The following is a 23996-nucleotide window of genomic DNA, read 5'->3' as shown; positions in this document are numbered from 1 at the left end:
CGCGCTCTCCGCGGCAGCATTCGCGCAAGGCGAGATGGTGTTGGTCGCGCCGCGCGCATGGGCGATCGAGACCCCGCGTCCCGGCGCGCGCGCCTGGCTGGCCGGGCGTCCCTTCGTCGCGCTCGCCGAGGCCACACCGCTGGGCGAGCGCCTGGCCGTGCGGCTGGAGCAGATCGGCTGGCAGGCGCACCGCGCCTTGCGCGTGCAAACGTATGCGCTGGCCGCGACGCTGGTGGAGCAGGGGCTCGGCTATGCCTTCGTCGACGGCTTCACCGCCGCGACGCTGGCACCCGAACGCGTCGTGGTGCTGCGGCTCGCGCCGGCGATGCGCTTCGACGTCCATCTTTTGCGCAATGGCAGTGCGCCCGCTTCCGTACTGAGCCGCCGGCTCGAGGACTGCCTGCGGGCTGCCGCTGCGCAACTCTCGCATACCCTGGCCGAGCGCTGCCTGCCCGAGACGCTCGCGCTCGGGTGAGGGGCGCTCGAAGGGGCTGCGTGGCTGTCCGCTCGGAGTATGATCAGCGCCGACCATGCGCCCAATCGACCCATAACGACACTGTTTCGAGGCTTCCTTGCGGATTCGAGAGGTCCAGCATCCCGCCCGCGTCGTTCCGCTGGCCTTCCTGATCACGATTCTGATCGGAATGGCGCTGCTGATGCTGCCTGTGTCGCACGCGGAGGCGACGGGTGCGCCCTGGGTCGTCGCGCTCTTCACCTCGGTGTCGGCGGTATGCGTCACGGGCCTCGTGACGGTCGATACGGGCAGCTACTGGTCCCCCTTCGGGCAGTGGGTGCTCATGGCGCTGTTCCAGATCGGCGGGTTCGGCATGATGACTGCCGCTACCCTGCTCGGACTGATGGTCAACCGCTCGCTGCGCCTGCGCACCCGGCTCACCGTCCAGACCGAAACGCACACGCTCGGCATCGGCGACGTCACCAGCGTCGCCAAGCTGGTGCTGATCGTCACCGTGATTGTCGAATCGCTGGCTGCGCTCGTACTGACCGTGCGGCTACAGAGCACTTACGAACTGCCCTGGCGCGAAGCCGTCTGGAGCGGCGTCTTCCATGCGATCTCGGCGTTCAACAACGCGGGCTTCTCCATCCACGCCGACGGCCTGGTGCGCTATGCCACCGACGGCATCTTCCTGCTCCCGATCATGCTGGCGATCGTGCTTGGCGGACTCGGCTTTCCGGTCCTGCACGATCTGCGCAACAAACCCGGGGACCCGCACCATTGGTCGGTGCATACGAAGCTGACGCTGCTGGGCACGGGGATACTCCTGGCCGGCGGGGCGCTCACGCTGCTGGCCTTCGAGTGGTCCAACCCGAGGACGCTCGGGACGATGTCGGTGCCGGACAAGATGCTCTCTGCGATCTTCGCCTCGGTGTCCTCGCGCACCGCCGGCTTCAACTCGATCGACATCGGCGGACTGACGCATGAAAGCCTCGGCCTGCACTATTTCCTGATGTTCATCGGCGGCGGCAGCGCGGGCACCGCCGGCGGGGTCAAGGTGGGCACGGCGATGATCCTCGCGCTGCTGGTGATCGCCGAGATACGCGGCAGGTCGGACACCGAGGCCTTCGGCCGGCGGATCAGTCTGTCTTCGCAGCGCCAGGCCATCACCGTGCTCGTGCTCGGCAGCGCAATGGTCGTGCTCGGCACGCTTTTCATCCTGCGCACCACCGACATCGCGACGGACAAGATCATCTTCGAGGTCATTTCGGCCTTCGGCACGGTGGGCCTGTCCACCGGCATCACCGCCGATCTGCCCGAATCGGCCCAGCTGATGCTGGCCCTGCTGATGTACGTCGGCCGGGTCGGTACGATCACGCTCGCCGCCTCGCTTGCGCTGGGCGAGCACCGCATGCCGTACCGCTATCCTGAGGAGCATCCCGTTGTTGGCTAGACTATTTACCGAACAGTTCTCGTTCGCCAAGGGCGACAGCGTGGTCGTGATGGGCCTGGGGCGCTTCGGCGGCGCCGTTGCGCAGTCGCTGATGCAGCTCGGGCATGACGTCATGGGGATCGATCGCAACGCGGAGCCGGTCCACGAGTGGGCCGACCTGCTCACCCATGCCGTGCAGGCCGACGCGACCAGTGCGATGACCATGCGCCAACTCGGCGTTGCCGACTTCGCGCATGCCATCGTGGGCATCGGCGGCGACCTCGCCGCCAGCCTGATGACGGTCATGGCGCTCACCGAACTCGAGATACCCGATATCTGGGTGAAGGCGATGACACCCGAGCATGGCAAGCTCGCCGAGCGTATCGGCGCGCATCATGTGGTTTATCCCGAGGCTGACATGGGCGAGCGTGTCGCTCACCTGATCAGCGGGCGAATGATCGACTACATCGAATTCGACGACGGTTTTGCGATCGCCAAGATCCATGCACCGGCAGCCACCTCAGACCTGACCCTCGCCGAGTCGGGCGTGCGCGAGAAATTCGGCATCACCGTGGTCGGCATCAAGCGCGCGCACGAGGACTTTCAGCATGCAACGCCGAGCAGCACGGTGCGCGCCGGTGATCTGCTCATCGTTTCAGGGCCGACCAAGAAGGTCGAGGCCTTTGCCGCAACTGGCCGGCGCCGCTGAGGTTTTCAACCCTCGATGATGGTTTCGGGTGTGAGCGACGACGGTGTTCAGAGATAGTCGAGAAGCGGCCCGGCCGGCACGATCCCGGTCGGGTTCAACGCTCTGATCGAGTAGTACCCGGCCTTGATGTGGTCCGCGCGCACGCTGCTGGCGAACGCCGGCTTCGCCAGCAAGCGGCGGAAATAGGCCATCACGTTCGGGTAGGCGGCGAGCGGGCGCAGATTGCACTTGAAGAGCCCGTAGTACGCGAGGTCGAAGCGGGCCAGCGTCACGAAGGCGCGGACGTCGGTCTCGGTGGGCTGTTCGCCGACCAGCCAGCGGGCGTTCGCGAGGCGGGCGTCCATCCAGTCGAGGCACTCGAAAACCCGCCGGACCGCCTCCCCGTACGCCCTCTGCGTGGTCGCGAATCCCGCTTGGTACACGCCGTTGTTGAAGTCCGCGTAGAGGCGCGCGTTGGCCGCGTCGATCGCCTCGACCAGGGCTGCCGGCCGCAGGTCGACCGGGTGGCGCGCCAGGCCGCTGAAATCGTCGTTGAGGATCAGCAGGATGTCGGCCGATTCGTTATTCACGATGGTGCCGCGCGACCTGTCCCAGAGCAGGGGCACGGTCGCCCGTCCCGTGTAGGCGGGGTCCGCCAGGGTGTACAGTGCGTGTACGTGGCGCGCGCCGTTGATGTCGTCGAGGTCGGTGCCGAGTTCGCCGCTGAAGGCCCAGCCCTGGTCGGTGAGGCGCGGGTCGACCACACGGACGTCCATCGCGTGCTCCAGCCCCTTGAGCCGCAGCGCGATCAGGGTGCGGCACGCCCAGGGGCAGACGTATGCCACGTACAGCACGTAGCGCCCGGCTTCCGGGGCGAAACCCTCGGGGCTGTCTGCGCCGATGCGATGTCGAAAGCCCGAGTCCTGACGAATGAATCGACCCTGGTCATCGCTTGCCTGTACCGGCTGCCACTTATCCACCCAACGTCCATCGACCAGCATGATGCGCTCTCCTGTCGCGATCGGTCTTGTCTTGGTCGACAGGGTAGCGGACGGCGACGCAGGGCGCACCGTCCGTGACCGGTCAGTGGCGGGCAAAGACGCTCGATCCCCCGTCCGGATGAACCAGCAGGGTCTCGTAGGGTTGCGGGTTCGCGGTCTCCATTCCGGGCGAGCCCTGAGGCATGCCCGGGGCTGCCAGACCAACCGCCGTCGGAGACTCGGCGAGCAGACGACGGACGTCGGCCGCGGGCACATGGCCCTCGATCGAGTATTGCCCCACCTTGGCGGTGTGGCAGGAGCCGTAACGCTCGGGCATGCCGAGGCGCTCGCGGGCAGCAGGGACGTCGTCCACGTCCTTGGTGACGACGTCGAAGCCGTTCTCGCGCAGGTGCTCGACCCACTTGCCGCAGCACCCGCAGTACGCGCTCTTGAAGACCTCCACGCGCGTGGGGCTCTGCGCGAGGGCAGCGCCGCTGACGATCATCAGGCTCGCGATGAGTCCGCCCAGTGCACTTCTCGACTTCATGTGCGTCTTCCGGTTGATGGGGTTGAAGTGCAGTCTGACACGCCGAACCCGACGGCAAGCTGACCCCGGAATTACATTTCCGTAAGCAAGTCGACAGTCCCTCTTGACTTTGCCGTGGCGAGACCTACACTCGCGCTCCATCAAGGGGAGTAGCTTTTCACGCTGCAGCATCGTCATCACGGCAGGATTGTCGCAAGACAGTCGCCCGGTGCTGCAGGCAGCGATTTCGTTGCGAGCGAGACCTTGCCCGAAGGGCAGGGTCCGTGCGCGCAGAGCTCACGCAAGGGTCTGTGTCCTTCGGGAACAGGCCCTTTTGTGTTTTGTGCGGAGCGTGCGATGGAGTCGATCGGAACGTGGTGGATGTGGGCGGCGTTCGCCGCCATCGTGGTGACGATGCTGCTGGTGGACCTGCTTGCCTTCGGCGGCGGCAGGCAGCATCGCGTGTCCCTGAAAGAGGCGGCGGGCTGGTCGCTCGCCTGGGTGACGGTCTCGCTGCTGTTCGCCGGCGGCCTGTGGTGGTATCTGGACGGCACACTCGGACGCGCGCTCGCCAACGAGAAGGCGCTCGCCTTCGTCACCGGCTACCTGGTCGAGAAGTCGCTCGCGGTCGACAACGTCTTCGTATGGATGATGATCTTCAGCTTCTTCGCGGTGCCGCTGGAGCTGCAGCGCCGCGTGCTGCTGTACGGCATCGTCGGCGCGATCGCGCTGCGCACGATCATGATCTTCGCCGGCAGCTGGCTGATCACCGAGTTCCACTGGATCCTCTACCTTTTCGGCGCCTTCCTCGTCATCACCGGCATCAAGATGGCGTGGTTTTCCGAACACGACCCGGACCTCGAGAAGAACCCCTTCATCCGCTGGATCCGCAACCACTATCCGGTCACCGAGCGGCTGGAAGGCGAGCGCTTCTTCGTCATGCGCGACGGGGTGCGGATGATGACGCCGCTGTTCCTCGCGCTCGTGCTGGTGGAGATCTCCGACGTGATCTTCGCGGTCGACAGCATCCCGGCGATCTTCGCGATCACCACCGACCCCTTCATCGTGCTGACCTCGAACCTCTTCGCGATCCTTGGCCTGCGCGCGATGTACTTCCTGCTTGCCGACCTCGGTGACCGCTTCGAGCTGCTCAAGTACGGCCTGGCCGCGATCCTGGTCTTCATCGGCACCAAGATGCTGATCGTCGATTGGGTGAAGATCCCGGTGCTGGTCTCGCTCGCGGTGGTCGGGACCATCCTCGCCATTGCGATCGCGGCGAGCCTGTGGCATGCGTCGCGCAAGGCAAAAAACCTCGTCTGAATGGGCTCGGGATTGCCGCCCAGTCGCGCGGCGGCTTCCCGGGTTCTCCCTCAATCCTTCGTATTCCCGTTCAAAATCATGATCGATTCCCTGCAACGCATCGTCGAATCTCCCCGCTTCCAGCGCTTCGTCATCGCGGTCATCGTCATCAATGCCGTCACCCTGGGGCTCGAGACCTCGCCGACGGTGATGGCCCGGGCGGGCGGCCTCATGCTCGCACTCGATCGCGCCGCACTGCTCGTCTTCGTGGTCGAGATCGCGATGAAACTCATCGTCTATCGACTCCGATTCTTCCGCAGCGGCTGGAACGTGTTCGATTTCACGATCGTCGCGATTACGCTTGCGCCGTTCGGGGCGGGCTTCTCGGTGCTGCGCTCGTTGCGCATCCTGCGCGCACTGCGCCTCATCTCCGTCGTCCCGTCGATGCGCAAGGTGGTGAGCGCGTTGCTGAAAGCGATTCCCGGCATGGGGTCCGTCCTCACCTTGTTGCTGCTCGTGTTCTATGTGGCGTCCGTGATGACGACCAAGCTCTTCGGCGGCGATTTCCCCGAGTGGTTCGGCACGATCGGCGCTTCCTTCTACACCTTGTTCCAGGTCATGACGCTGGAGTCGTGGTCGATGGGCATCGCGCGCCCGGTCATCGAGGCCCACCCGTATGCGTGGATCTTCTTCGTCGTGTTCATCCTGCTGACGACCTTTGCGGTGCTCAACCTTTTCATCGCGATCGTCGTCGACGCCATGAGTGAAGTGGAGCATGACGAGCAGGCGAAGACCCGGGCGCTGGTGGATCTCGATCACGACGAAGTGCTGACCGAGATCCGGGCCCTGCGTGCGGAACTGGCTGCATTCCGGCGCGAGGAGGGCGCCTCGAGGGGAGGGGCTTCATGATGGTTTCTGGCGCGATCGAATCCCGGCGGCGAAGCCGGCTGACGAGCCCCTGGCGGCCTCTGCCGGGCCATCGGATAGAATCGCCGCCATGCCGCAGACCCTCGCCGCCGCCGTCCATAGCGAACTGATCATCAGGAAAAGCCGCTTCATCGGCTGCGTGCAGCCGATGGCTGACCGGCCCAGCGCGCAGCAGGCGGTGGCGGCGCTGTGGGCGCAGCACCCCGGCGCAAGCCACGTGTGCTGGGCGCTGCTCGCCGGCGGGCAGTCGGCGGCGGTGGATGACGGCGAGCCGAGCGGCACCGCCGGCCGGCCGATGCTCGAAGTACTGCGGCATCAGGATCTCGAAGGCGTGCTCGCCACCGTGGTCCGCTATTTCGGCGGCGTCAGGCTGGGGGCGGGCGGACTGGTGCGCGCCTACACGGATGCGGTGGCGCAGGCGCTGCTGCAGGCGGACAAGGTGCCGATCTTGCGGCTGACGACGCTGTGCTGCGCGGTCCCGTATGCGCTCGAGGGGCTGTTGCGGCGCGAACTGGAGCTCGCGGGCGCCAGCCTGCTGAGCGTCACGCACGACGAGGCGGTGAAAGCGTGCTTCCGCCTGGCGGAGGACGCCGCCGCCACGCTGCAGGCGCGTCTGGCGGAGGCCGGCCAAGGGCGAATCGAATGGCGGGTGCCGCCGGAGGACGTCGGCTAGGCCAATGTCCGGAGCATCGGGCGCCGCGGTCGTCGAGCAGGGGGGCCGTCATCGCGTCGAGCACTTCGGGTGATATCGCTGCACGACGTCATCCCTGTTTTCTAGTTTACATAATACACATTATGCTGGTTATAGACGGCGCGTCACTTCCGCGGGGCGGCGACGTGCACGCCGGTAATCCTAAGGCCTGATCTTTGCCTTTCATACGCAGCTGTATAGACTTCCAGCTTTCGAGCAGACCTCCCACGCCGCACCCGAAAGCCCGAGCGACTCCGCTCACTGACGCGCTCGGACCGTGGCCGCCTGACATGACCCAACTCAGCCTCGACTTCGCCGACCCGCTCGTGCCCGTTGCCACGCCGCGGCCGACTCGCCGCCGCCGCGAAGCTGCGCGCGCTCGGGGCGCGGTCGCGCCCGACACCTCGACCGGCGACGTCGCCGAGCCGGTCGCTCTTCCGATGCCCGATCCCATCACGGACCTGCTCACGACCATGAACCAAGCCCACGCCAGCTCTGCCACCGACCCGAACGAAGACGCCCCTGACATCACTGCCCGCCGTGAAGACCGCCTGTGGCAACTCGACGGCTGGACCGCGCGCGTGATCAAGAACGAGGACGACGATGGCTGGGCGGTCGCGATGTACCAGGATGGCGAGCCCGAGCCGGCGCTGGTCGGCCCATGGACCATGGGCCGCGACAAGAAGAATCCGAAGCCGCTCGACCAGGCGGCCTTCAACACCCTGGTCAAGACCGCTTCGGAGGTGCTGCAACGGCACGAGCAACAACGCCAAGCCGCGCTGCACAAGCGTCAGACCGTGTTCGCCCTCGACCGCCAGTGGGAGGTCCGGCTCGATATCGTACCGGACGAGTACGAACCCCATGCCCTGCTGAGCGCGCTCGACGACGCCGGCGAGGAAGTCGCCTGCATCCGCGTGCGGCCCGACTTCCGGCTCGGCAGCGCGAGCGCTACCGCCTGGATCGAGGATGATTTCCGCCGCCCGCGGGGACAGGAAGAGTAAGCACGGCAACCGCCTCCGGAATATTAGATCCGGCTTATCTATCGCTGATGACTGCTTCGGGTTAGCATCCCGGTTCCGCTCGCACAGGGCTCCACTGCACACAGGCCCGCCCGCATGGCATCGCCCGCAACACCCTCCGGATCGCCCGATCGCAGGTCGCGCCTGTTGCGCGTCGGGATCGTCCTGATCGCCGCCCTCGCCCTCCTCGCCGTACTTCCGGCCCTGCCTTTGTTCGCCGAACGTGTCGTGGTGGCGAATGTGGATGAAGGCGAGTTGCTGCAGTCCGTGGTCGTCAGCGACAAGGTGCGCTCCCCGCGGCGCGTCGAACTCGGCAGCCAGATTTCCGGGCAGGTTGTGCAGGTTCTCGCGCGCGAAGGCGATGCGCTGGTGCGCGGACAAGCGCTGATCCAGCTCGACGACGAGGAGCTGCAGGCGGCGCTTGCGCAGGCGGCGGCGAGCGTGGCGCAGAGCGAGGCCCGCCTCGCCCAGGTGGGCGAACTCGCCCTGCCCCTTGCCCGTGAATCCGTGCGCCAGGCCGAGGCCACCCTGGTGCAGGCACAGAAACAGTTCGAGCGCACCAGAGAACTGGTCGCGCGCGGCTTCTACAGCCAGACCCAACTCGACGAGGCGCGGCGAAGCCTGGACGTCGCCCGCAGTCAGCTGCACGCCGCGCGCCTGCAGGTCGGCAGCGGCGAGCCCGGCGGCAGCGACGAGCGCCTCGCCCGGCTCGCGGTCGACCAGGCGCGCGCCAGCCTCGCGCTCGCGCGTGCCCGCCTCGCCTACGCCCGCATCGAGGCGCCGGTGGATGGCGTCCTGCTGATGCGCGGCGTCGAGCCGGGCGACGCGGTGCAGCCCGGCAAGCTGCTGATGACGATCTCGCCGCTCGGCGTGACCGAGCTCGTCGCCCAGATCGACGAGAAGAACCTCGAGCTGCTCGCCCTCGGCCAGGCCGCCCGCGTGTCCGCCGACGCCTTTCCCGCGCGTCGATTCGATGCCGAAATCAGCTTCATCAGCCCGGTCATCGACGCCTTGCGCGGCTCGGTCGAGGTGCGCCTGCGGGTGCCCGAGCCCCCCGATTACCTGCGCGAAGACATGACCGTCTCGATCGACATCGTCACCGCGCGGCGCGAGCGCGCGATCGTGGTGCCGGCCGACACGGTGCGCGATGCGGGTGGTGAGCAGCCGTGGGTGCTGGTGGTGCGCGACGGCGTTGCACGCCGCCAGCCGGTGCGTGCCGGCCTGCATGGCGATGGCCGCGTGGAGATCCTTGAGGGAGTCGTCGCGGGCGAGCAGCTGGTGCCTGCGCACGAGGACACGATCGGCGAGGGCGACCGCGTGCGCCCGCTCGCCGGCTGACGCAGGAGGCGGACGGCGTGCATCCCTGGCTTCCCTTCGAGTGGATCGCCGCGATCCGCTTCCTGCGCGAGGGGCGCATGCAGAGCGTGCTGATCATCGTCGGCGTCGGCGTCGGGGTGTCGGTGATCGTGTTCATGTCCGCCCTCCTCTCCGGGCTGCAGGCCAACCTGCTCGCGCGCACCCTGGCCTCGCAGGCGCACATCGTGGTCCTGCCACCGGAGGACGTCGCCCGTCCGCTGCGTGCGCAAGACGACGCGCTGCTCGGTCCGCTGGTGCAGAAGCAGGCCCAGCGCCTGCGCTCGATCGACCAGTGGCAGCGCATCCGCACCCGCCTCGCGGCGATGCCCGCGATCGCCGGCGTGTCGCCGGTCGCCTCCGGGCCGGCCTTCGCGGTGCGCGGCGACGCCAACAAGTCCATCACCCTGATCGGGATCGAGCCCGAGCACTACGTGCGGGTGGTCGACATCGCCACCCGCATCGTCGGAGGGCAACTGCGGGTCAATGCAGGCGAGGCGGTGATCGGCATCGAGCTGGCGAAGGATCTCGGCGCCGGCGTCGGCGACAAGCTGCGCATCGGGTCCGCCGACGGTATCACCGACACCTTCCTGATCACCGGCCTGTTCGACCTCGGCAGCAAGAGCGTCAATGCGCGCAACGTCTACGTGAGCCTGCGCGCTGCACAGAGCCTGCTCGATCTTGTCGGCGGCGTCTCCAGCCTCGATCTCGCCCTGCACGACATCTACGCGGCGGAAATACTCGCCCAGCGCATCGCCGACGACACCGGTCTGCAGGCCGACAGCTGGATCCGCACCAACGCCCAGTTCTTCACCGCGCTCAGCTCGCAGAGCGTGTCGAGCAACGTGATCCGGTTCTTCGTCGGCCTCTCGGTGGCCTTCGGCATCGCCAGCGTGCTCGTGGTGTCGGTGGTGCAGCGCTCACGCGAGATCGGCATCCTGCGCGCGATGGGGGCGACCCGCGGCCAGATGCTGCGCACCTTCCTGCTGCAAGGCGGCGTCGTCGGCCTGCTCGGCTCGCTGCTCGGATCGGCGCTGGCCTGGCTCTTCCTCAGCCTGTGGCAGGTCTTCGCGCGCAATCCGGACGGCACGCCGATGTTCGAGATCGCGGTCGCGCCCGGCCTGATCGCGATCGCCGCCGGCGGCGCGACCGCGGTCGGCATCCTCGCCGCCCTGATCCCGGCCCGCCGGGCGGCCGCCCTCGATCCGGTGGTGGCGATCCGTGGCTGAACCAGTCGCCCCGCCCTGCCCCGTCCTCGAGCTCGAGGGCGTGCGCAAGTCCTACCGCAGCGACGCCGGGGTCGAGACCGAGGTCCTGCACGGCATCGACCTGCGCCTCGCGCGCGGTGAGTTCGCCGCCCTCATCGGCCCCTCCGGTTCGGGAAAGAGCACCCTGCTCAACCTAATCGGCCTGCTCGACCGCCCGAGCGCGGGCAGCCTGTCGATCGACGGCCAGGCCACCGCCAGCCTCGACGACGACGCGCTCGCCCGCCTGCGCGGCCAGCGCATCGGCTTCGTGTTCCAGTACCACCACCTGATCCCGGCCTTTAGCGCGCTCGAGAACGTGATGATGCCGATGCTGATCGAGCGCGGGCGGCCCGATCAGGCGATGCGCGCGCGCGCTGCCGGCCTGCTCGAGCAGGTCGGCCTGCATGCGCAGATGGACAACCGGCCTGGCCAGCTCTCCGGCGGCCAGCAGCAGCGGGTGGCGATCGCGCGTGCGCTGGCGATGCAGCCTTCGCTGGTGCTCGCCGACGAACCCACGGGCAACCTCGACACGCGCACCGCCGACGGCGTGTTCGCGCTGCTGCGCGAGGTGAACGCCACCCTCGCGACCAGCTTTCTCATCGTCACCCACGATCCCCGCCTCGCGGCGCGCTGCGATCGCATCGTCGAGCTGGTCGACGGCGCGATCGTCGCCGACGCGCCCCCCGTCTGAACTGGCAGTCGAACTGCCGCTGCGCTGGCAGTTTGACAGCGCCTGCCTGCCCGCAAGCCCCTCGCCGCCTCGTCCCTCAGCGCAAAGTCCTGTTTTAGATGGCCAAGTACTGCTCCCGGAATGGGCACGTCAATTGCTTTAAGACTCACGAACGATCCTCGGAGCAGTCAACATGAAAGTCGCAGTCACCAGCCAGAACTTCAGGACGGTCACCGGCCACGCCGGCAAGACCCGCCGCTTCCTCGTGTACGACATCAGCAGCCCGTGCAGCCCGTGCGAGATCGATCGCATCGACCTGCCGAAGGAAATGGCTTTTCACGAATTCCGCGGCGACGCCCACCCGATCGACGGCGTCGACGCCCTGATCACCGCGAGCGCCGGGCCCGGCTTCGTCGCGCGCCTCGCCCAGCGCGGGATCGAAGTTGTGGTTTGCGGCGAAGCCGATCCGTTGATCGCGGTGCGTGATTACCTCGCCGGAACGGTGAAGCCGCCCCTGCCACACGATCACGATCATGATCATGACCACGATCACGGCGAACACCATTGCCACGGGCACGGGCACGCTCACGGCAACTCCAACTAGGGCCCGGCTCAGCCTGCCCCGGCCGCAGAAAGCCGCCTTCGGCCGCCTCAAGCGCCTGTCGAGCGCAGCCATGTATTTTCAGCCAATCGAAGACCCTGGATCGAAGCTGATCGCCTACCTGCTTGGCGATCCCGACGTGCGCGAGGCGGTCGTCATAGATCCGCCGCCGCGCGAAAACGAGCTCATCCTCGCCCTGCTGAGCGAGCGCAAGATGCGCCTGCGCTACGTGCTGCGGACCCACGTCCACGCACACGACGGCGCGGACTGCAGCGCACTCTGCGGGCGCGCGAGCGCCCAGCTGGTCGTCGCGCACAGTGTCGTGTTGACGGACGGATGCCCACACATCCCGTTGCGCGTCGGCGAGGGCAGCCAGCTCGAATTCGGCAACGAGTGCATCCGGGTACTCTCTACCCCGGGCCACACACCGGCCTGCGTGAGTTACCTTTGGCGCGACCGCCTGTTCTGCGGCGACGTGTTCGATGCCGGCGATTGTCCCTCGGGCGACGCCGAGGTCGATGGGGGGCTGCTGTTCGATTCGCTGATGCGGAGCATCTTCCGTCTGCCAGAGCAGACCCTGGTGTTTCCTGCGCACGCGATCGATGGTCGCCATGTCGCGACGCTGGCCGAACTGCGGCAGCATTACGGGCGGATGTTCAACCAGAGCCGCGACGACTTCATCGCCGACATGCTCTCCCGGCGTTCGCAACGCGGCCAGCCGCGGCGAAGCGGACAGCACCAGGCGCCACACCGATCCTATTGACCCTGTAATGGAGGCACCGCGATGTTCAGGCTGATCGGACTCGTCACCAAGAACCTTCTGGTCGCCATTCCGGTAGCGATGCTGCTCGGCCTGCTCTATGGTGCGGTGGCACCTGCCGCCTGGCTGAAAAACCTGATCGTCCCGCTGACCTTCCTCATGGTCTATCCGATGATGGTCAACCTGAAGCTGAAGAAGGTGCTCGAAGGCGGCGACCTCAAGGTGCAGCTGCTCGCGCAGGCGATCAACTTCGCGCTAGTGCCCTTCATCGCCTATGGCCTCGGGCAGGTGTTCTTTCCCGAACAGCCCTATTTCGCCCTCGGCCTGCTGCTCGCCGCGCTGCTCCCCACCAGCGGCATGACCATTTCATGGACCGGCTTCGCGGGGGGCAACCTCGGCGCCGCGGTGAAGATGACCGTGGTCGGGCTGGTGCTCGGCTCGCTCGCCACCCCGCTCTACGTGCTGTGGCTGCTCGGCGCCGAGGTGCCGGTGAACATGGGCAGCGTATTCCGCCAGATCGTCGTCATCGTGCTGCTGCCGATGCTCGCGGGGCATTTCACGCAGACCTGGTTGATCCGGAAGTACGGCCAGAAGGCCTATCAGGCCGAATGGGGTCCGCGCTTTCCGCCGCTGTCGACCCTGGGCGTGCTCGGCATCGCCTTCGTCGCGATCGCGCTCCAGGCCGACACCCTGATTGCCCGCCCGGGCGAGATCCTGCGCCTGATCGTGCCGCTGCTCTGCCTCTACGGCATCAACTACCTGATCAGCACGGTCGTCGCCCGCCTCCTCCTGCCGCGCGGCGAGGCCATCGCCCTCGTCTATGGCACGGTCATGCGCAATCTGTCGATCGCGCTCGCGCTGTCGATGAACGCCTTCGGCGGTGCCGGCGCCGAGGCCGCGCTGTTGATCGCGCTCGCCTACGTCGTGCAGGTGCAGTCCGCCGCCTGGTACGTCAAGTTCACCGACCGCATCTTCGGTCCGCGCCCGCCGGCTGCGTAGAAGCGGCGAACGCCCTTTACCGCCAGGATCGCGGCGGTCGCCGCTCCCACCCCGACTCGACCTTCAATCCGAAAGGCGCGCCGAACGGCGTACCCCGGCCCTGTGCTATGGTTTGCGCGCCTTGCGCCACTTTGCGCGACGCAACGAACGATCGACCTTTATGACCGAACACACTCCCCCGATCGACAAGCAGGATTACGAAGCGCTCTCCGAATTCCGCTACCAGCTCCGCCGCTTCCTGCACTTCAGCGAAAACGCGGCCCGCAGCGAGGGGCTGACGCCGCTGCAATACCTGCTGATGCTGCACGTGAAAGGATTCCCCGGGCGCGCCTGGGCGACGATCGGCGAGCTCGCCGAGCGGCTGCAGATGCAGCACCACGGAGTGGTCGCGCTGGTGTCGCGCTGCGAGAAGAACGGACTGGTGCGCCGCCAGCGCAGCCCGACCGACCGCCGCCAGGTCCAGGTCCATCTGCTGCCGGCCGGCATCGAGCACCTGCAGCGGCTCGCACTGCTGCATCGCGCCGAACTGAACTCGCTGCAGGACACTTTCCGCGTCGCCCGCATCACCAGCTTCAATGACGGCGAGCGCTGAAACCGAGCATCCCCGCAAACGACAACGCCGCCTCGAAGGGGCGGCGTTGTCATCGTGCCGGAAGGTCGGATCGGACGCTGTTCAGCGCTTGCGGCTCGCTGCCGGTGCGGCCACCGGCGCTTCATCGACTTCCTCCCAGCCGGTGATCATCGCCTTGATGTGGGCGAAGACGGTGTGCCCGGTCGTCGTCAGATAGACGTGGATGAAGAAGAAGGCGGTGATCAGGAAAGCGCCCAAGGTATGCGCGATCGCCACGCCCTCGAGCGTCAGGTATTTGTCCAGCCCGAGCCCGGGCCACTGCGCGTAGAACAGATACAGCAGGCCCGAACCCCAGATCAGCGGCGAGATGAAGGCCAGCAGGGCAAGATAGGCCAGCCGCTGCAGCGGGTTGTGCTTCTGCACCACCGTCTTGCGGAAGGGGTGGGGCACGTCCTTGAAGATGCCTACCGTGTAGTAGAGGACCATCGCGGAAACGTTGCGCATCGAGGGCAGGTACTGGCGCCACTCGCCGGTGGTGAATTGCCAGAAGATCGTGAAGGCCCACAGCACGAGCAGCGCCCACGCTGCCAGGGTGTGGAGGTTCACCGCATCACGAAAACCCATCAGTGTGTAGCTGCCGTGGATCTCGAAGCCGGTGATCATCATCACGATGATCAGCGCCGCCTGCGACCAGTGCCAGAAGCGCTCGTATCGCTTGTAGATGTAGATCCGGTTCTCGCTCATTTTCCTTTCCCCTTGCGATGGGTGAGGATGCGCGCGATGCCGTGCAGCGCGCCCGCGCCGATCGCGCCGACGATCGCCACCCCGCCGAACAGGTCGACCCACGGGTTGCGGTCGCGGCCCGGCAGGTAGATGTCGGTGATCTCGGCGAGCCGCCCGTCGTCCGCGCGGGTGTGGCACTCGTTGCAGCGCACCGCCTTCTCCTTGGGCGCCACCATGTGGGTGATGAACCAGTTCATCCGGGTTTCGATGAAGTCGAACTGTCCGCTGTAGGGGAAGCCCGCATACTCCATCCCCGCCTTGATCGACTTCTCGTAGTCGAAGTTGCTCCAGAACGAGGTGTCGTCGGCGCCATACACATGGTTGACCACCAGGGTCTTGTTCACCGGGTCGTAGGGCTGCTTGCCCACCATGACCTTGAACGGCCAGATGCGCGCATTCGGATCGGTCGCCGAGCCCTCGACGCGGTTGAGCTCGAGGATCCTGCTGTCGTCGATCTTGTCGGTGATCGCGATCTGATGGACCACGCCGTTGTACCACTTGTAGGTCGGACGCACGTTCTCGCCGTACTCGAAGTCGCCCTTCTCCGCCGAATAGGTCAGGTGTCCGTGCTCGTCCTTGATGAACAGCGGCTTGCCGTCGGGTCCGCGCTTGCCGGCGGTCGACCAGTCCCAGAGCGTCTTGGTGCCGATGCCGCCGCGTGCGAACTCGGGGATGTGGCAGGTCTGGCAGGCAATCTTGTCTACGTGGTTGTCGAGGCGCTCATTGCCGTGCGGGGCGAGGTCGTGGCAGGACTCGCAGGTCGCCCGCGTATGCGCGCCGAAACGCATGTCCTTGCCATCGGTGTCCTTCGAGATCGCCGCATAGCGGCTGCCCGAGGGCTTGTGGTCGTTGAAGGTGTGACAGTCGGCGCAGACCATGTTGGCGCCATCCTGGGCCATGTGCACATCGAGCTCGCGCGAGGGCTTGATCAGCGAGGTGTCGAGATCGCCGTGCTTGACCGCATCGCCGCCGCCGCCGTTGAAGTGGCAGGCGCCGCAGTTCTGGCGACCCGGGCGACCAACGTTCTGCGCGATCTTGGCGAGATCGGGCGGCTGCACGATCTTGCCGCTGCCCTTGGGCATCTCGCGCGGCTCGTACAGCGGATGGCCGGCGTCGGTCGGCACCTTCTTGTAGGTGCCGGTGGTGTCGTGGCAGGCCAGGCAGTCGACGTTCTCCTGCTTGGTGAAGTCGTAGTTCCGATCGGTCCAGCCATAGCCCGCGTGGCAACTGGTGCAGCGGGGCTCGTTCGAGAGCACCGAGCCGCAGAAGTTGTTGGCGGCGTGCTGCTTGCCAAGCTTCTTGCCGGTCGTCGGACTGATCGCCTCCCACTGCCAGTGGATGCTGTCCATGACCTGGTGCGCCGCCTTGTTGTGGCAGGAAAGGCAGGCCTCCGTGACGTCCGGGCCGGTTGCGAACGGACCCTGCAGCGCCTTGAGTTCGGCGTGATCGACCGTCGGCGTGTTCGCGCCCGCGAGCAGGCTGAAAGTGGCCAGGACCAGTCCTGCGAAAAGGCTTGCAGCACGCGATGAATAAGGGGTGCCCATCACGTTCTCCTCCTTCGATCCGGCTTCCAGTGTAGGCCGCTGAACGACCGGGCATTTGACATTTGTCTAATGTTCTTCACCCGAGCGGGCGAATGCTGGAAGCCGATCCGGAGGTCTAGGCGGTCGAGTCGTCCTCGCCGACGATAACCACGCTTGCGCTGAGCCACTTGTGCGGCGGGATCTCGAGGTTGGTGGGCGCAGGCTGACTGAGGAAGACCCGCCCGGAGAGGTCGAAGATCGAGCCGTGGCAGGGGCACAGGAAACCGCCCGGCCAGTCGTCGCCGAGTCCGCTGGGGGCGCCGGGGGCGAGCTTCTCGGTTGGCGAGCAGCCCAGGTGGGTGCAGATGCCGATCACCACCAGAAACTCGGGATTGATCGCGCGAGCGCGATTGCTCGCGTAATCGGGCTGCTGCGGTTCTTCCGACGCCGGGTCGGCGAGACGAGCCTCATGGCCCTCGAGGCTGGCGATCATCTCCGGGGTCCGCCGCAGGATCCAGACCGGCTTGCCCCGCCATTCGACGGTCATCATCTCGCCTGGCGCGAGCTTGCTGACGTCCGCCTCCACCGGGGCGCCGGCGGCGCGCGCACGCGCGGATGGTGTGAGGCTGGCAACGAAAGGCACTGCGGTAGCGGCGACCGCGACCCCGCCGGCGGCGCTGGTGGCGATCAGGAGGTTGCGACGTTGTCTGCGAATCTCGTTCATTGGAGGGCTCCAGCATAAGTGTGCATTCGGCGGCCTGTGCGGTGAAAAGCGAAGTGGGTCCGGGGGGGTGTCGCTCAACCACTGCCAGGGGGATGACCGTCGAGGAAACGATCAAGCAGGGATCGCGGCGTCGGACTCACTTCGCAACTCCATATAAGCAGGGTTCGTGCCAGACTCGGAATGCGGCATCGTTTCGCGCACTGTGACGGCTTGCCTGCGCCGCGAGCAGGCGTGCGTCCTGCCTTGTCTGTCACTCATGACAGACCGTGACCCGAGGTGGCAGCCGGGTGAAGGGCAGAACCTCGCGCGCCCGGACTTGACGCGGCGGTCACCGCCGCTACTGGGAGGGACGGCGCGGCGAGGCAGGAGCGGCGAACGCGGCGACCCCGCCGGTGATACGGCTGCAGCGTGGCGGTCAGCCCTCGCCGAGCTCGCGCAGGCGTCGATACAGGGTGCGTTCGCTGATTCCGAGCCGGCGCGCGAGGTCGCGGCGACTGCCGCGGTGACTGCGTACCGCGCGCATCAGGGCCTGGCGCTGGACTTCCTCGAGGTCGAGCGCGTCCTCCTCGGCTGCGCGGTGGAAAGTCGGATGCAGCCGCGGCACGACGTCCTCGTCGGGCAGTTCACCCCGCGCGGACGCGGTAAGTTCCATCGGCAAATGTTCGACGCCGACCTGCTCGCCGTCGCACATCAGGCTCGCGCGCTCGAGCACGTTGCGCAGCTCGCGCACGTTTCCGGGAAAGCGATAGGCGAGCAGCGCGCGCAGCGCCGCCGGTGTCAGCGAGAGCGAGCGCTGGGGTGCGACCCGCTTGAGCAGCGAGTCGACCAGAAGCGACAGGTCGCCTTCGCGATCCCGCAGCGGCGGCACGGTGATCGGGAAGGTGTTGATGCGGTAGTAGAGATCCTGGCGGAAACGGCCTTCGGCGATCATCTGCTGCAGCGGTCGGTGGGTCGCCGAAACCAGGCGGATATCGGCCCGGCGCAGTTCGGTGGAGCCGACCCGCCGGTAGGTACCGGTCTCGAGGAGGCGGAGCAGCTTGACCTGCATGCCGAGCGGAATGTCGCCGATCTCGTCGAGGAACAGCGTGCCGCCGCTCGCCGCCTCCACCAGGCCGGGCTTGCGCGCGGTCGCACCGGTGAAGGCGCCGCGCTCGTGGCCGAACAGCTCGCTCTCGAAAAGGGTCTCCGGCAGGCCGGAACAATCGACCACCACGAAGGGATGATCGGCGCGCCGGCTCGCCTCGTGTACCGTGTGGGCGACCAGCTCCTTGCCGGTGCCGGATTCGCCCTGTAGCAGCACGCTCGCGTCCGAGGGCGCCACGCGCGAGACCAGTTCGAGCATCGCGCGAAACGCCTCCGAATGGCCGATGAGGGCCGGATTCGCCGCCACCCCACGCGACACCGCCAGCGGCTCCATCTTCTCGACGAACCAGGCGATCTCGCCTTCGCCGTCGCGCACCGGGGACAGCTCGATGTTCACATACTCCTCGCCGGCGGGCGTGTGGTGCAGGTGCAGCACCCGCTCGCGCTGACCGGACTGCAGGCTCCTCGCCAGCGGACAGGACTCGCCTGCGCGGTCGCACGGTACGGTGTAGTGGTGGGAAACGTCGTAACAGGTGCGTCCGACCACCGATTCGCCAGCCGCGCACACCTCTCGGTAGGCGGCGTTGGCGGCGATGATCCGGAAGTCGCGACCGCACAGGATGTGCGGTTCGGGCAGGCTCTCGAGGAAGGAAACCAGCTCGGGCAGCGGGCGCGGATCTGCAGCCATCTTCTGTCACTCCTGACCGGATCGATGCCACCAGTGTGTCTTCCTGGCAGTCCGGCGGTCAAGCGCGAACTCTCCCCGCCGCGCCCATTGTTTTGATTTCCATCAAGAATTCCGAGATCGGCCGGTCTGGCACGGCTCTTGTTTATGGAGTGGCATCCCACCGGAGGGTCCCATGAATCGGTCAGACCGTCGTCTCCTGCGCGAAATCTCCATCGTCGTCGTCGTCAAGCTGATGCTCATCACCGCGCTGTGGTGGGCGTTCTTCCACGACGCCGGTGTGCCGGTGGACAGCGCGAAGATGGGCTCGCGGATCGTGGCGGCCCAGCCCGCAAAACTTCAAACGACCTCGGGAGAATCCAATGCTCAGTGAGCAACTGGTAGATCTATCGCGGCTACAGTTCGCCGCGACCGCGATGTACCACTTCCTTTTCGTGCCGCTGACGATCGGCATGGTGTGGATGCTGGTCATCATGGAAAGCGCCTACGTGATGACCGGCAAGCTCGTCTACAAGGACATGACGCGTTTCTGGGGCAAGCTGTTCGGCATCAACTTCGCCCTCGGCGTCACCACCGGCATCACCCTGGAGTTCCAGTTCGGCACCAACTGGGCCTATTACTCCCATTACGTGGGCGACATCTTCGGCGCCCCGCTCGCAATCGAGGGCCTGATGGCCTTCTTCCTCGAGTCCACCTTCATCGGCCTGTTCTTCTTCGGATGGGACCGGCTGTCGAAGCAGCAGCACCTGCTGGTGACCATCCTGATGGCGGTGGGCACCAACCTGTCGGCGCTGTGGATCCTGATCGCCAACGGCTGGATGCAGAACCCGGTGGGCTCGGAGTTCAGCTACGAAACGATGCGCATGGAGATGACCAACTTCTGGACGGTGGTCTTCAACCCGGTGGCACAGGGCAAGTTCGTGCATACGGTGTCCGCGGGCTACGTCACCGGCGCGATGTTCGTGCTCTCGATCTCTGCCTGGTACCTGTTGCGGGGCCGCGACACCGAGTTCGCCAAGCGCAGCTTCCGCATCGCCGCGGCCTTCGGCTTCGCTTCGGTGTGCTCCGTGATCGTGCTCGGTGACGAGTCGGGCTACGCCCTCGGCGAAGCGCAACAGACCAAGCTCGCCGCGATGGAAGCGATGTGGGAAACCGAGCCCGCACCCGCCAGCTTCAACCTGATCGCGATCCCCAACGAAGAGGAGATGAAGAACGACTTCGCGATCCACATCCCCTGGGCGATGGGGATCATCGGCACGCGCTCGTTCGACAAGGAGCTTCCCGGCCTCAACGACATCCTGGCGAAAAACCGCGAGCGCATCGTCACCGGTGTCGAGGCGGTGAAGCTGCTCGAGCGGTTGCGCGCCGATCCGACCGACCTCGCCCTGCGCGACGCCTTCGACCAGGTCAAGGCCGATCTCGGCTTCGGCCTCCTGCTGAAAAAGTACGTCGCCTCGATGGACGAGGTCACCCCCGAGCTGATCGACCGCGCGGCGCGCGACACCATCCCCCGGGTCACGCCGCTGTTCTGGACCTTCCGCATCATGGTGGCGCTCGGCTTCGCCATGCTCGCGCTGTTCGGCCTCGCCCTGTGGTACTCGGTCAAGGGCGACTTCGCCGAGCGCCGCTGGCTGCTGTGGTGGGCCCTGCTGTTCCTGCCGATGCCGTGGATCTCCTGCGAGATGGGCTGGTTCGTCGCCGAATACGGCCGTCAGCCATGGACCATCTACGGCGTGCTGCCGACCCACCTGTCGGTGTCGACGCTGACCGTCAATAGCCTGTACGGCTCGCTTGCCGGGTTCGTCGGCTTCTACACCCTGCTGCTGATCGTCGAGATGTACCTGATGATCAAGTTCGCGCGCCAGGGCCCGGGCAGCCTGGGTACCGGTCGCTACATGAACGAAACCGCGCACGCCTGACCGGAGCAAGGATCATGATCATCGACTATCCAACCCTCAAGATCATCTGGTGGCTGCTGGTGGGCGTGCTGCTCGTCGGCTTCGCCATCATGGACGGCCACGACATGGGCGTGGGCACCTTGCTGCCCTTCGTCGGCAAGAACGACACCGAGCGCCGCGTCATCATCAACACCGTCGGTCCGCACTGGGACGGCAACCAGGTGTGGTTCATCACCGGTGGCGGCGCCATTTTCGCAGCCTGGCCGATCGTCTATGCGACCGCCTTCTCGGGCTTCTACTGGGCGATGCTGGCGGTGCTGTGGGCGCTGTTCTTCCGACCGGTGGGCTTCGACTACCGCTCCAAGATCGACAACCCGACCTGGCGCAAGACCTGGGACTGGGGCCTGTTCATCGGCGGTGCGGTACCGCCGCTGATCTTCGGTGTCGCCTTCGGCAACCTGCTGCAGGGCGTGCCCTTCCATTTCGACAGCACCCTGGTGCCCTATTACACCGGCTCGTTCTGGGGCCTGCTCAACCCGTTCGCCCTGCTCGCCGGCGTGGTCAGCACCGCGATGATCACCTTCCACGGCGCGATCTACCTCGCACACCGCACCGAGGGTGCCATCCAGGCGCGCTCGATCCGCGCGGCGCAGATCTTCGGGGTGCTGATGGTGGTCGGATTCACCTTCGCGGGGCTCTGGATCGCCAACGGCAGCTTCGGCTATGCGATCACCTCGGCGATCGACCCCTCGGCGCTGCCGAATCCGATGGCAAAGCTGGTGGCACGCGAGCCGGGTGCCTGGTTCGCGAACTATCGCCAAGCACCGCTGACGATGCTGGTGCCCGCGCTCGCCTACGCCGGCGCGCTCGCCGCGCTGTGGCTGGTGACGAAGAGGCGCACCCTGGCTGCCTTCGTCGCCTCCGCATTCGCGATCGTGGGCGTGATCGGAACCGCGGGCGTCTCGATGTTCCCCTTCGTCATGCCCTCCTCGACCGATCCACAGTTCAGCCTTACCGTGTGGGATGCGGTCTCCAGCCATCTGACGCTCACCATCATGTTCTGGGCCACGATCATCTTCATGCCGATCATCGTGATGTACACGAGCTGGGCCTACAAGGTGATGGCGGGCAAGGTCACCACCGCCTACATCCGCGAGAACGAACACTCCGCCTACTGAGCGGACGACAGCAAGAGGAGAAAATCATGTGGTACTTCGCCTGGGTCCTCGGCATCGGCTTCGCGGTGCTGCTCGCCATCCTGAACGCCCTGTGGGGCGAAAACGAAGCGGGTCGCGCCGAGGCGCGGCGACGGCCATGAGCGCGCCAGAAGTTCCCCTCGTTCCCTCCCGCACCCAGCCGTCCGGACGCATCCGCCCTCTGCCGCTGCTGCTCGCGGTGGCGATCATGCTCGGCATCACCGCCTGGCCGGCGGCGCTCGCCACGCCTGCGGGGGGTGCCGACCACTGGGCGGCGATGGCGCTGTTCTGGAGCATGAGCGCCGGTTTCGTCGCCGGCGTCGGCTTCGAGCCGCGCTGGCTGGGCTGGCGGCTGCTGTTCTCGCGCCCGGCCTGCTGGGTCGGCCTCGCGCTCGCCGTCGCACACATGCAGTGGCTGGGCTGAGGAGCAGATTTTCCTTACAAACGCATAATTGTGTGCTTATATTCCAGGAGGCAAACAATGAACGCCGCCCGCATTGCGAGGCGGCGCTGACATGCAAAGGAGGAGACGATGACGGACCCGCATTCCCGCCGGCACACGCAGCAGGCCTTCGATCCCGACCGCAGGCGCCTGCTGTTCGGCGCCACCGTCCTGCCGCTCGCGGCCGGGGCAGGACTCGCACTTGCGCCGCGCAGAGCGTCGGCGGCGCTCAAGACCTCGGCCCGCATCGTGATCGCCGGCAGTGGCCTGGGGGGCATCGCGACGGCCAATCGTCTTTCGCGCGAGCTCGACGGCGCGAAGATCACCATCGTCGACCGCAAGGAGATGCACAACTACCAGCCCGGCTACACCCTGGTGGCGACCGGCATCTGGCCGGTGGAGAAGGTCGTGGATCGCAATGCCGACCTCCATCCGAGCGGCATCGAGTGGGTGCGCGAGATGGTCGCCGAGTTCGATCCTGACGGGAACGCGGTGGTCACCGACAGCGGGCGTCGAATCGAGTACGACTTCCTCGTCGTCGCCACCGGCCTGCATCTGGACTACGCGCAGATCGAGGGCATGGACGTCGATGCGATCGGCAGCAACGGGCTGGCCAGCGTGTATCCGAGCCACCTCGCTGCGCAGGCCACCTGGCAGGCGATGGACGCCTTCCGCGCGAAGGGCGGCGAGGCGTTGATGACCCTGCCGGCGACGCCGCTCAAGTGCGCGGGCGCGCCGCTGAAGATGACCTTCATGCTGGTCGACCGGCTTCGCGAGGCGGGCACGCGTTCGGCCTCCCGGGTCGAGTTCCACTCCGCGCTCGGCAACGTCTTCAGCGTCGAGCGCATCAACCAGGATGTGCTCGAACGCTGGGAAGCGCTCGATGTGCCGGTCACCTTCAACAGCAAGCTGGTGGCGATCGACATCGGCGCGCGGCGCGCGAGCTTCACGTCGCCCGAGGGCGAGCGCACCGAGCTCGGCTACGACTTCATCCACGTCGTGCCGCCGATGCGTGCGCCCGACGTGGTGAAGAACAGCCCGCTGCCCTGGCAGGAAGGCGGCTTCGCCGCCGGCGGCTGGCTCGAGGTCGACAAGGAGACCCTGCGCCACCGTCGCTATCCCAACGTGTTCGGCCTTGGCGACATCAACGGCACGCCGCGCGGCAAGACGGCGGCGACGGTCAAGAAGAGCGCCCCGATCGTCACCCGCAACCTGGTCGACGTCATCGCCGGCAAGGAGCCGGCCGAGCGCTTCGACGGCTACACCTCCTGCCCGCTGCTGCTGCGGGAGGGCTCTGCGCTGCTGGTCGAATTCGACTACGAGGGGCGGCTGACGCCCTCGCTGCCGATGATCGACCCGCTGCAGGACAGTTACTTCGCCTGGCTGATGAAGTACCGTCTGCTCAAGCCCGCCTACATCGCCGTGGCCAAGGGCCGCGTCTGAGG

The 23996-nt window shown here is 66.7% G+C and carries 26 protein-coding genes; 20 read left to right on the top strand and 6 right to left on the bottom strand.

Annotation, left to right across the window (positions count from 1 at the left end; translation table 11 throughout):
• The 3 genes from BB334_RS18395 to BB334_RS04290 all read left to right on the top strand — a co-directional run.
• Window positions 1-475: LysR substrate-binding domain-containing protein (locus BB334_RS18395; protein ID WP_198531175.1), on the top strand; the 475-nt coding region annotated here is incomplete at its 5' end.
• Between the two features lie 97 nt (window positions 476-572).
• Window positions 573-1907, top strand: coding sequence for a TrkH family potassium uptake protein (locus BB334_RS04295; protein ID WP_068804799.1), 1335 nt, complete (start codon window positions 573-575; stop codon window positions 1905-1907).
• A gap of 49 nt (window positions 1908-1956) precedes the next feature.
• A complete protein-coding gene (locus BB334_RS04290) occupies window positions 1957-2595 on the top strand; it encodes a potassium channel family protein (RefSeq protein ID WP_232756674.1) in 639 nt (212 codons plus the stop codon).
• A gap of 47 nt (window positions 2596-2642) precedes the next feature.
• Here the strand turns inward: BB334_RS04290 and BB334_RS04285 are convergent, their stop codons facing one another.
• Window positions 2643-3575, bottom strand: coding sequence for a glutathione S-transferase family protein (locus BB334_RS04285; protein ID WP_068804795.1), 933 nt, complete (start codon window positions 3573-3575; stop codon window positions 2643-2645).
• A gap of 82 nt (window positions 3576-3657) precedes the next feature.
• Window positions 3658-4101 (bottom strand): DUF411 domain-containing protein, encoded by a 444-nt coding sequence (locus BB334_RS04280; RefSeq protein WP_068804793.1) that lies wholly within the window; start codon window positions 4099-4101, stop codon window positions 3658-3660.
• 336 nt (window positions 4102-4437) lie between these two features.
• On the opposite strand from BB334_RS04280, the gene BB334_RS04275 reads away from it, so the two are divergent.
• The 11 genes from BB334_RS04275 to BB334_RS04225 all read left to right on the top strand — a co-directional run bounded on the left by BB334_RS04275 (window position 4438) and on the right by BB334_RS04225 (window position 14238).
• Window positions 4438-5400, top strand: a complete 963-nt coding sequence (locus BB334_RS04275; RefSeq protein ID WP_068804791.1) for a TerC family protein — start codon at window positions 4438-4440, stop codon at window positions 5398-5400.
• Window positions 5401-5478: 78 nt separating this feature from the next.
• On the top strand, window positions 5479-6288 hold the full coding sequence (locus tag BB334_RS04270; RefSeq protein WP_198531174.1) for an ion transporter: 810 nt from the start codon (window positions 5479-5481) through the stop codon (window positions 6286-6288).
• Between the two features lie 88 nt (window positions 6289-6376).
• Window positions 6377-6979, top strand: a complete 603-nt coding sequence (locus BB334_RS04265) for an IMPACT family protein (protein WP_068804788.1) — start codon at window positions 6377-6379, stop codon at window positions 6977-6979.
• Window positions 6980-7287: 308 nt separating this feature from the next.
• On the top strand, window positions 7288-7998 hold the full coding sequence (locus BB334_RS04260; RefSeq protein ID WP_068804785.1) for a hypothetical protein: 711 nt from the start codon (window positions 7288-7290) through the stop codon (window positions 7996-7998).
• A 114-nt stretch (window positions 7999-8112) separates the two neighbouring features.
• Complete coding sequence (locus BB334_RS04255; RefSeq protein WP_068804782.1) at window positions 8113-9354, top strand: efflux RND transporter periplasmic adaptor subunit; 1242 nt, start codon at window positions 8113-8115, stop codon at window positions 9352-9354.
• A gap of 17 nt (window positions 9355-9371) precedes the next feature.
• A complete protein-coding gene (locus tag BB334_RS04250) occupies window positions 9372-10598 on the top strand; it encodes an ABC transporter permease (protein ID WP_068804779.1) in 1227 nt (408 codons plus the stop codon).
• Window positions 10591-11307, top strand: a complete 717-nt coding sequence (locus BB334_RS04245) for an ABC transporter ATP-binding protein (protein ID WP_068804776.1) — start codon at window positions 10591-10593, stop codon at window positions 11305-11307. Before BB334_RS04250 ends, BB334_RS04245 begins: the two co-directional genes overlap by 8 nt.
• A 172-nt stretch (window positions 11308-11479) precedes the next feature.
• The gene (locus tag BB334_RS04240; RefSeq protein ID WP_068804773.1) at window positions 11480-11890 is read left to right on the top strand and encodes a NifB/NifX family molybdenum-iron cluster-binding protein; all 411 of its coding nucleotides are present in this window, start codon (window positions 11480-11482) and stop codon (window positions 11888-11890) included.
• The gene (locus BB334_RS04235) at window positions 11820-12650 is read left to right on the top strand and encodes an MBL fold metallo-hydrolase (RefSeq protein ID WP_232756650.1); all 831 of its coding nucleotides are present in this window, start codon (window positions 11820-11822) and stop codon (window positions 12648-12650) included. Before BB334_RS04240 ends, BB334_RS04235 begins: the two co-directional genes overlap by 71 nt.
• A 21-nt stretch (window positions 12651-12671) precedes the next feature.
• Window positions 12672-13646, top strand: a complete 975-nt coding sequence (locus BB334_RS04230) for an arsenic resistance protein (RefSeq protein ID WP_068804760.1) — start codon at window positions 12672-12674, stop codon at window positions 13644-13646.
• Between the two features lie 160 nt (window positions 13647-13806).
• The gene (locus BB334_RS04225; protein ID WP_068804757.1) at window positions 13807-14238 is read left to right on the top strand and encodes a MarR family winged helix-turn-helix transcriptional regulator; all 432 of its coding nucleotides are present in this window, start codon (window positions 13807-13809) and stop codon (window positions 14236-14238) included.
• Between the two features lie 81 nt (window positions 14239-14319).
• Here BB334_RS04225 and BB334_RS04220 read toward each other — a convergent pair whose 3' ends face one another.
• The 4 genes from BB334_RS04220 to BB334_RS04205 form a co-directional block, all read right to left on the bottom strand.
• Window positions 14320-14961, bottom strand: coding sequence for a cytochrome b/b6 domain-containing protein (locus BB334_RS04220; RefSeq protein WP_068804754.1), 642 nt, complete (start codon window positions 14959-14961; stop codon window positions 14320-14322).
• On the bottom strand, window positions 14958-16544 hold the full coding sequence (locus BB334_RS04215) for a tetrathionate reductase family octaheme c-type cytochrome (protein ID WP_068804750.1): 1587 nt from the start codon (window positions 16542-16544) through the stop codon (window positions 14958-14960). Before BB334_RS04215 ends, BB334_RS04220 begins: the two co-directional genes overlap by 4 nt.
• A gap of 115 nt (window positions 16545-16659) precedes the next feature.
• Complete coding sequence (gene petA, locus BB334_RS04210; RefSeq protein ID WP_068804747.1) at window positions 16660-17247, bottom strand: ubiquinol-cytochrome c reductase iron-sulfur subunit; 588 nt, start codon at window positions 17245-17247, stop codon at window positions 16660-16662.
• 415 nt (window positions 17248-17662) lie between these two features.
• Complete coding sequence (locus BB334_RS04205) at window positions 17663-19018, bottom strand: sigma-54 interaction domain-containing protein (RefSeq protein WP_068804743.1); 1356 nt, start codon at window positions 19016-19018, stop codon at window positions 17663-17665.
• 172 nt (window positions 19019-19190) lie between these two features.
• Between BB334_RS04205 and cydP the strand changes: the two genes are divergently transcribed.
• From cydP to BB334_RS04175, 6 genes are all read left to right on the top strand, one after another.
• Window positions 19191-19388, top strand: a complete 198-nt coding sequence (cydP, locus tag BB334_RS04200; RefSeq protein ID WP_068804740.1) for a cytochrome oxidase putative small subunit CydP — start codon at window positions 19191-19193, stop codon at window positions 19386-19388.
• The gene (locus tag BB334_RS04195) at window positions 19378-20934 is read left to right on the top strand and encodes a cytochrome ubiquinol oxidase subunit I (protein ID WP_068804737.1); all 1557 of its coding nucleotides are present in this window, start codon (window positions 19378-19380) and stop codon (window positions 20932-20934) included. The genes cydP and BB334_RS04195 overlap by 11 nt, the downstream gene beginning before the upstream one ends.
• Window positions 20935-20948: 14 nt before the next feature.
• The gene (gene cydB / locus BB334_RS04190) at window positions 20949-22091 is read left to right on the top strand and encodes a cytochrome d ubiquinol oxidase subunit II (protein ID WP_068804733.1); all 1143 of its coding nucleotides are present in this window, start codon (window positions 20949-20951) and stop codon (window positions 22089-22091) included.
• Window positions 22092-22117: 26 nt separating this feature from the next.
• Entirely contained in the window at window positions 22118-22231 is a 114-nt protein-coding gene (gene cydX, locus BB334_RS04185; protein WP_068804731.1) for a cytochrome bd-I oxidase subunit CydX, read from the top strand.
• Window positions 22228-22533 (top strand): cyd operon YbgE family protein, encoded by a 306-nt coding sequence (locus BB334_RS04180; RefSeq protein WP_068804729.1) that lies wholly within the window; start codon window positions 22228-22230, stop codon window positions 22531-22533. The genes cydX and BB334_RS04180 overlap by 4 nt, the downstream gene beginning before the upstream one ends.
• 108 nt (window positions 22534-22641) lie before the next feature.
• The gene (locus tag BB334_RS04175) at window positions 22642-23994 is read left to right on the top strand and encodes an NAD(P)/FAD-dependent oxidoreductase (RefSeq protein WP_068804726.1); all 1353 of its coding nucleotides are present in this window, start codon (window positions 22642-22644) and stop codon (window positions 23992-23994) included.
• Window positions 23995-23996 lie beyond the last annotated feature (2 nt).

Origin of the sequence: Thauera phenolivorans, assembly GCF_001696715.1 — a bacterium.
GTDB classification, from domain to species: domain Bacteria; phylum Pseudomonadota; class Gammaproteobacteria; order Burkholderiales; family Rhodocyclaceae; genus Thauera; species Thauera phenolivorans.
Note: the sequence above shows the minus strand (reverse complement) of the source record. Positions and strands in the feature narration are given on the sequence as shown.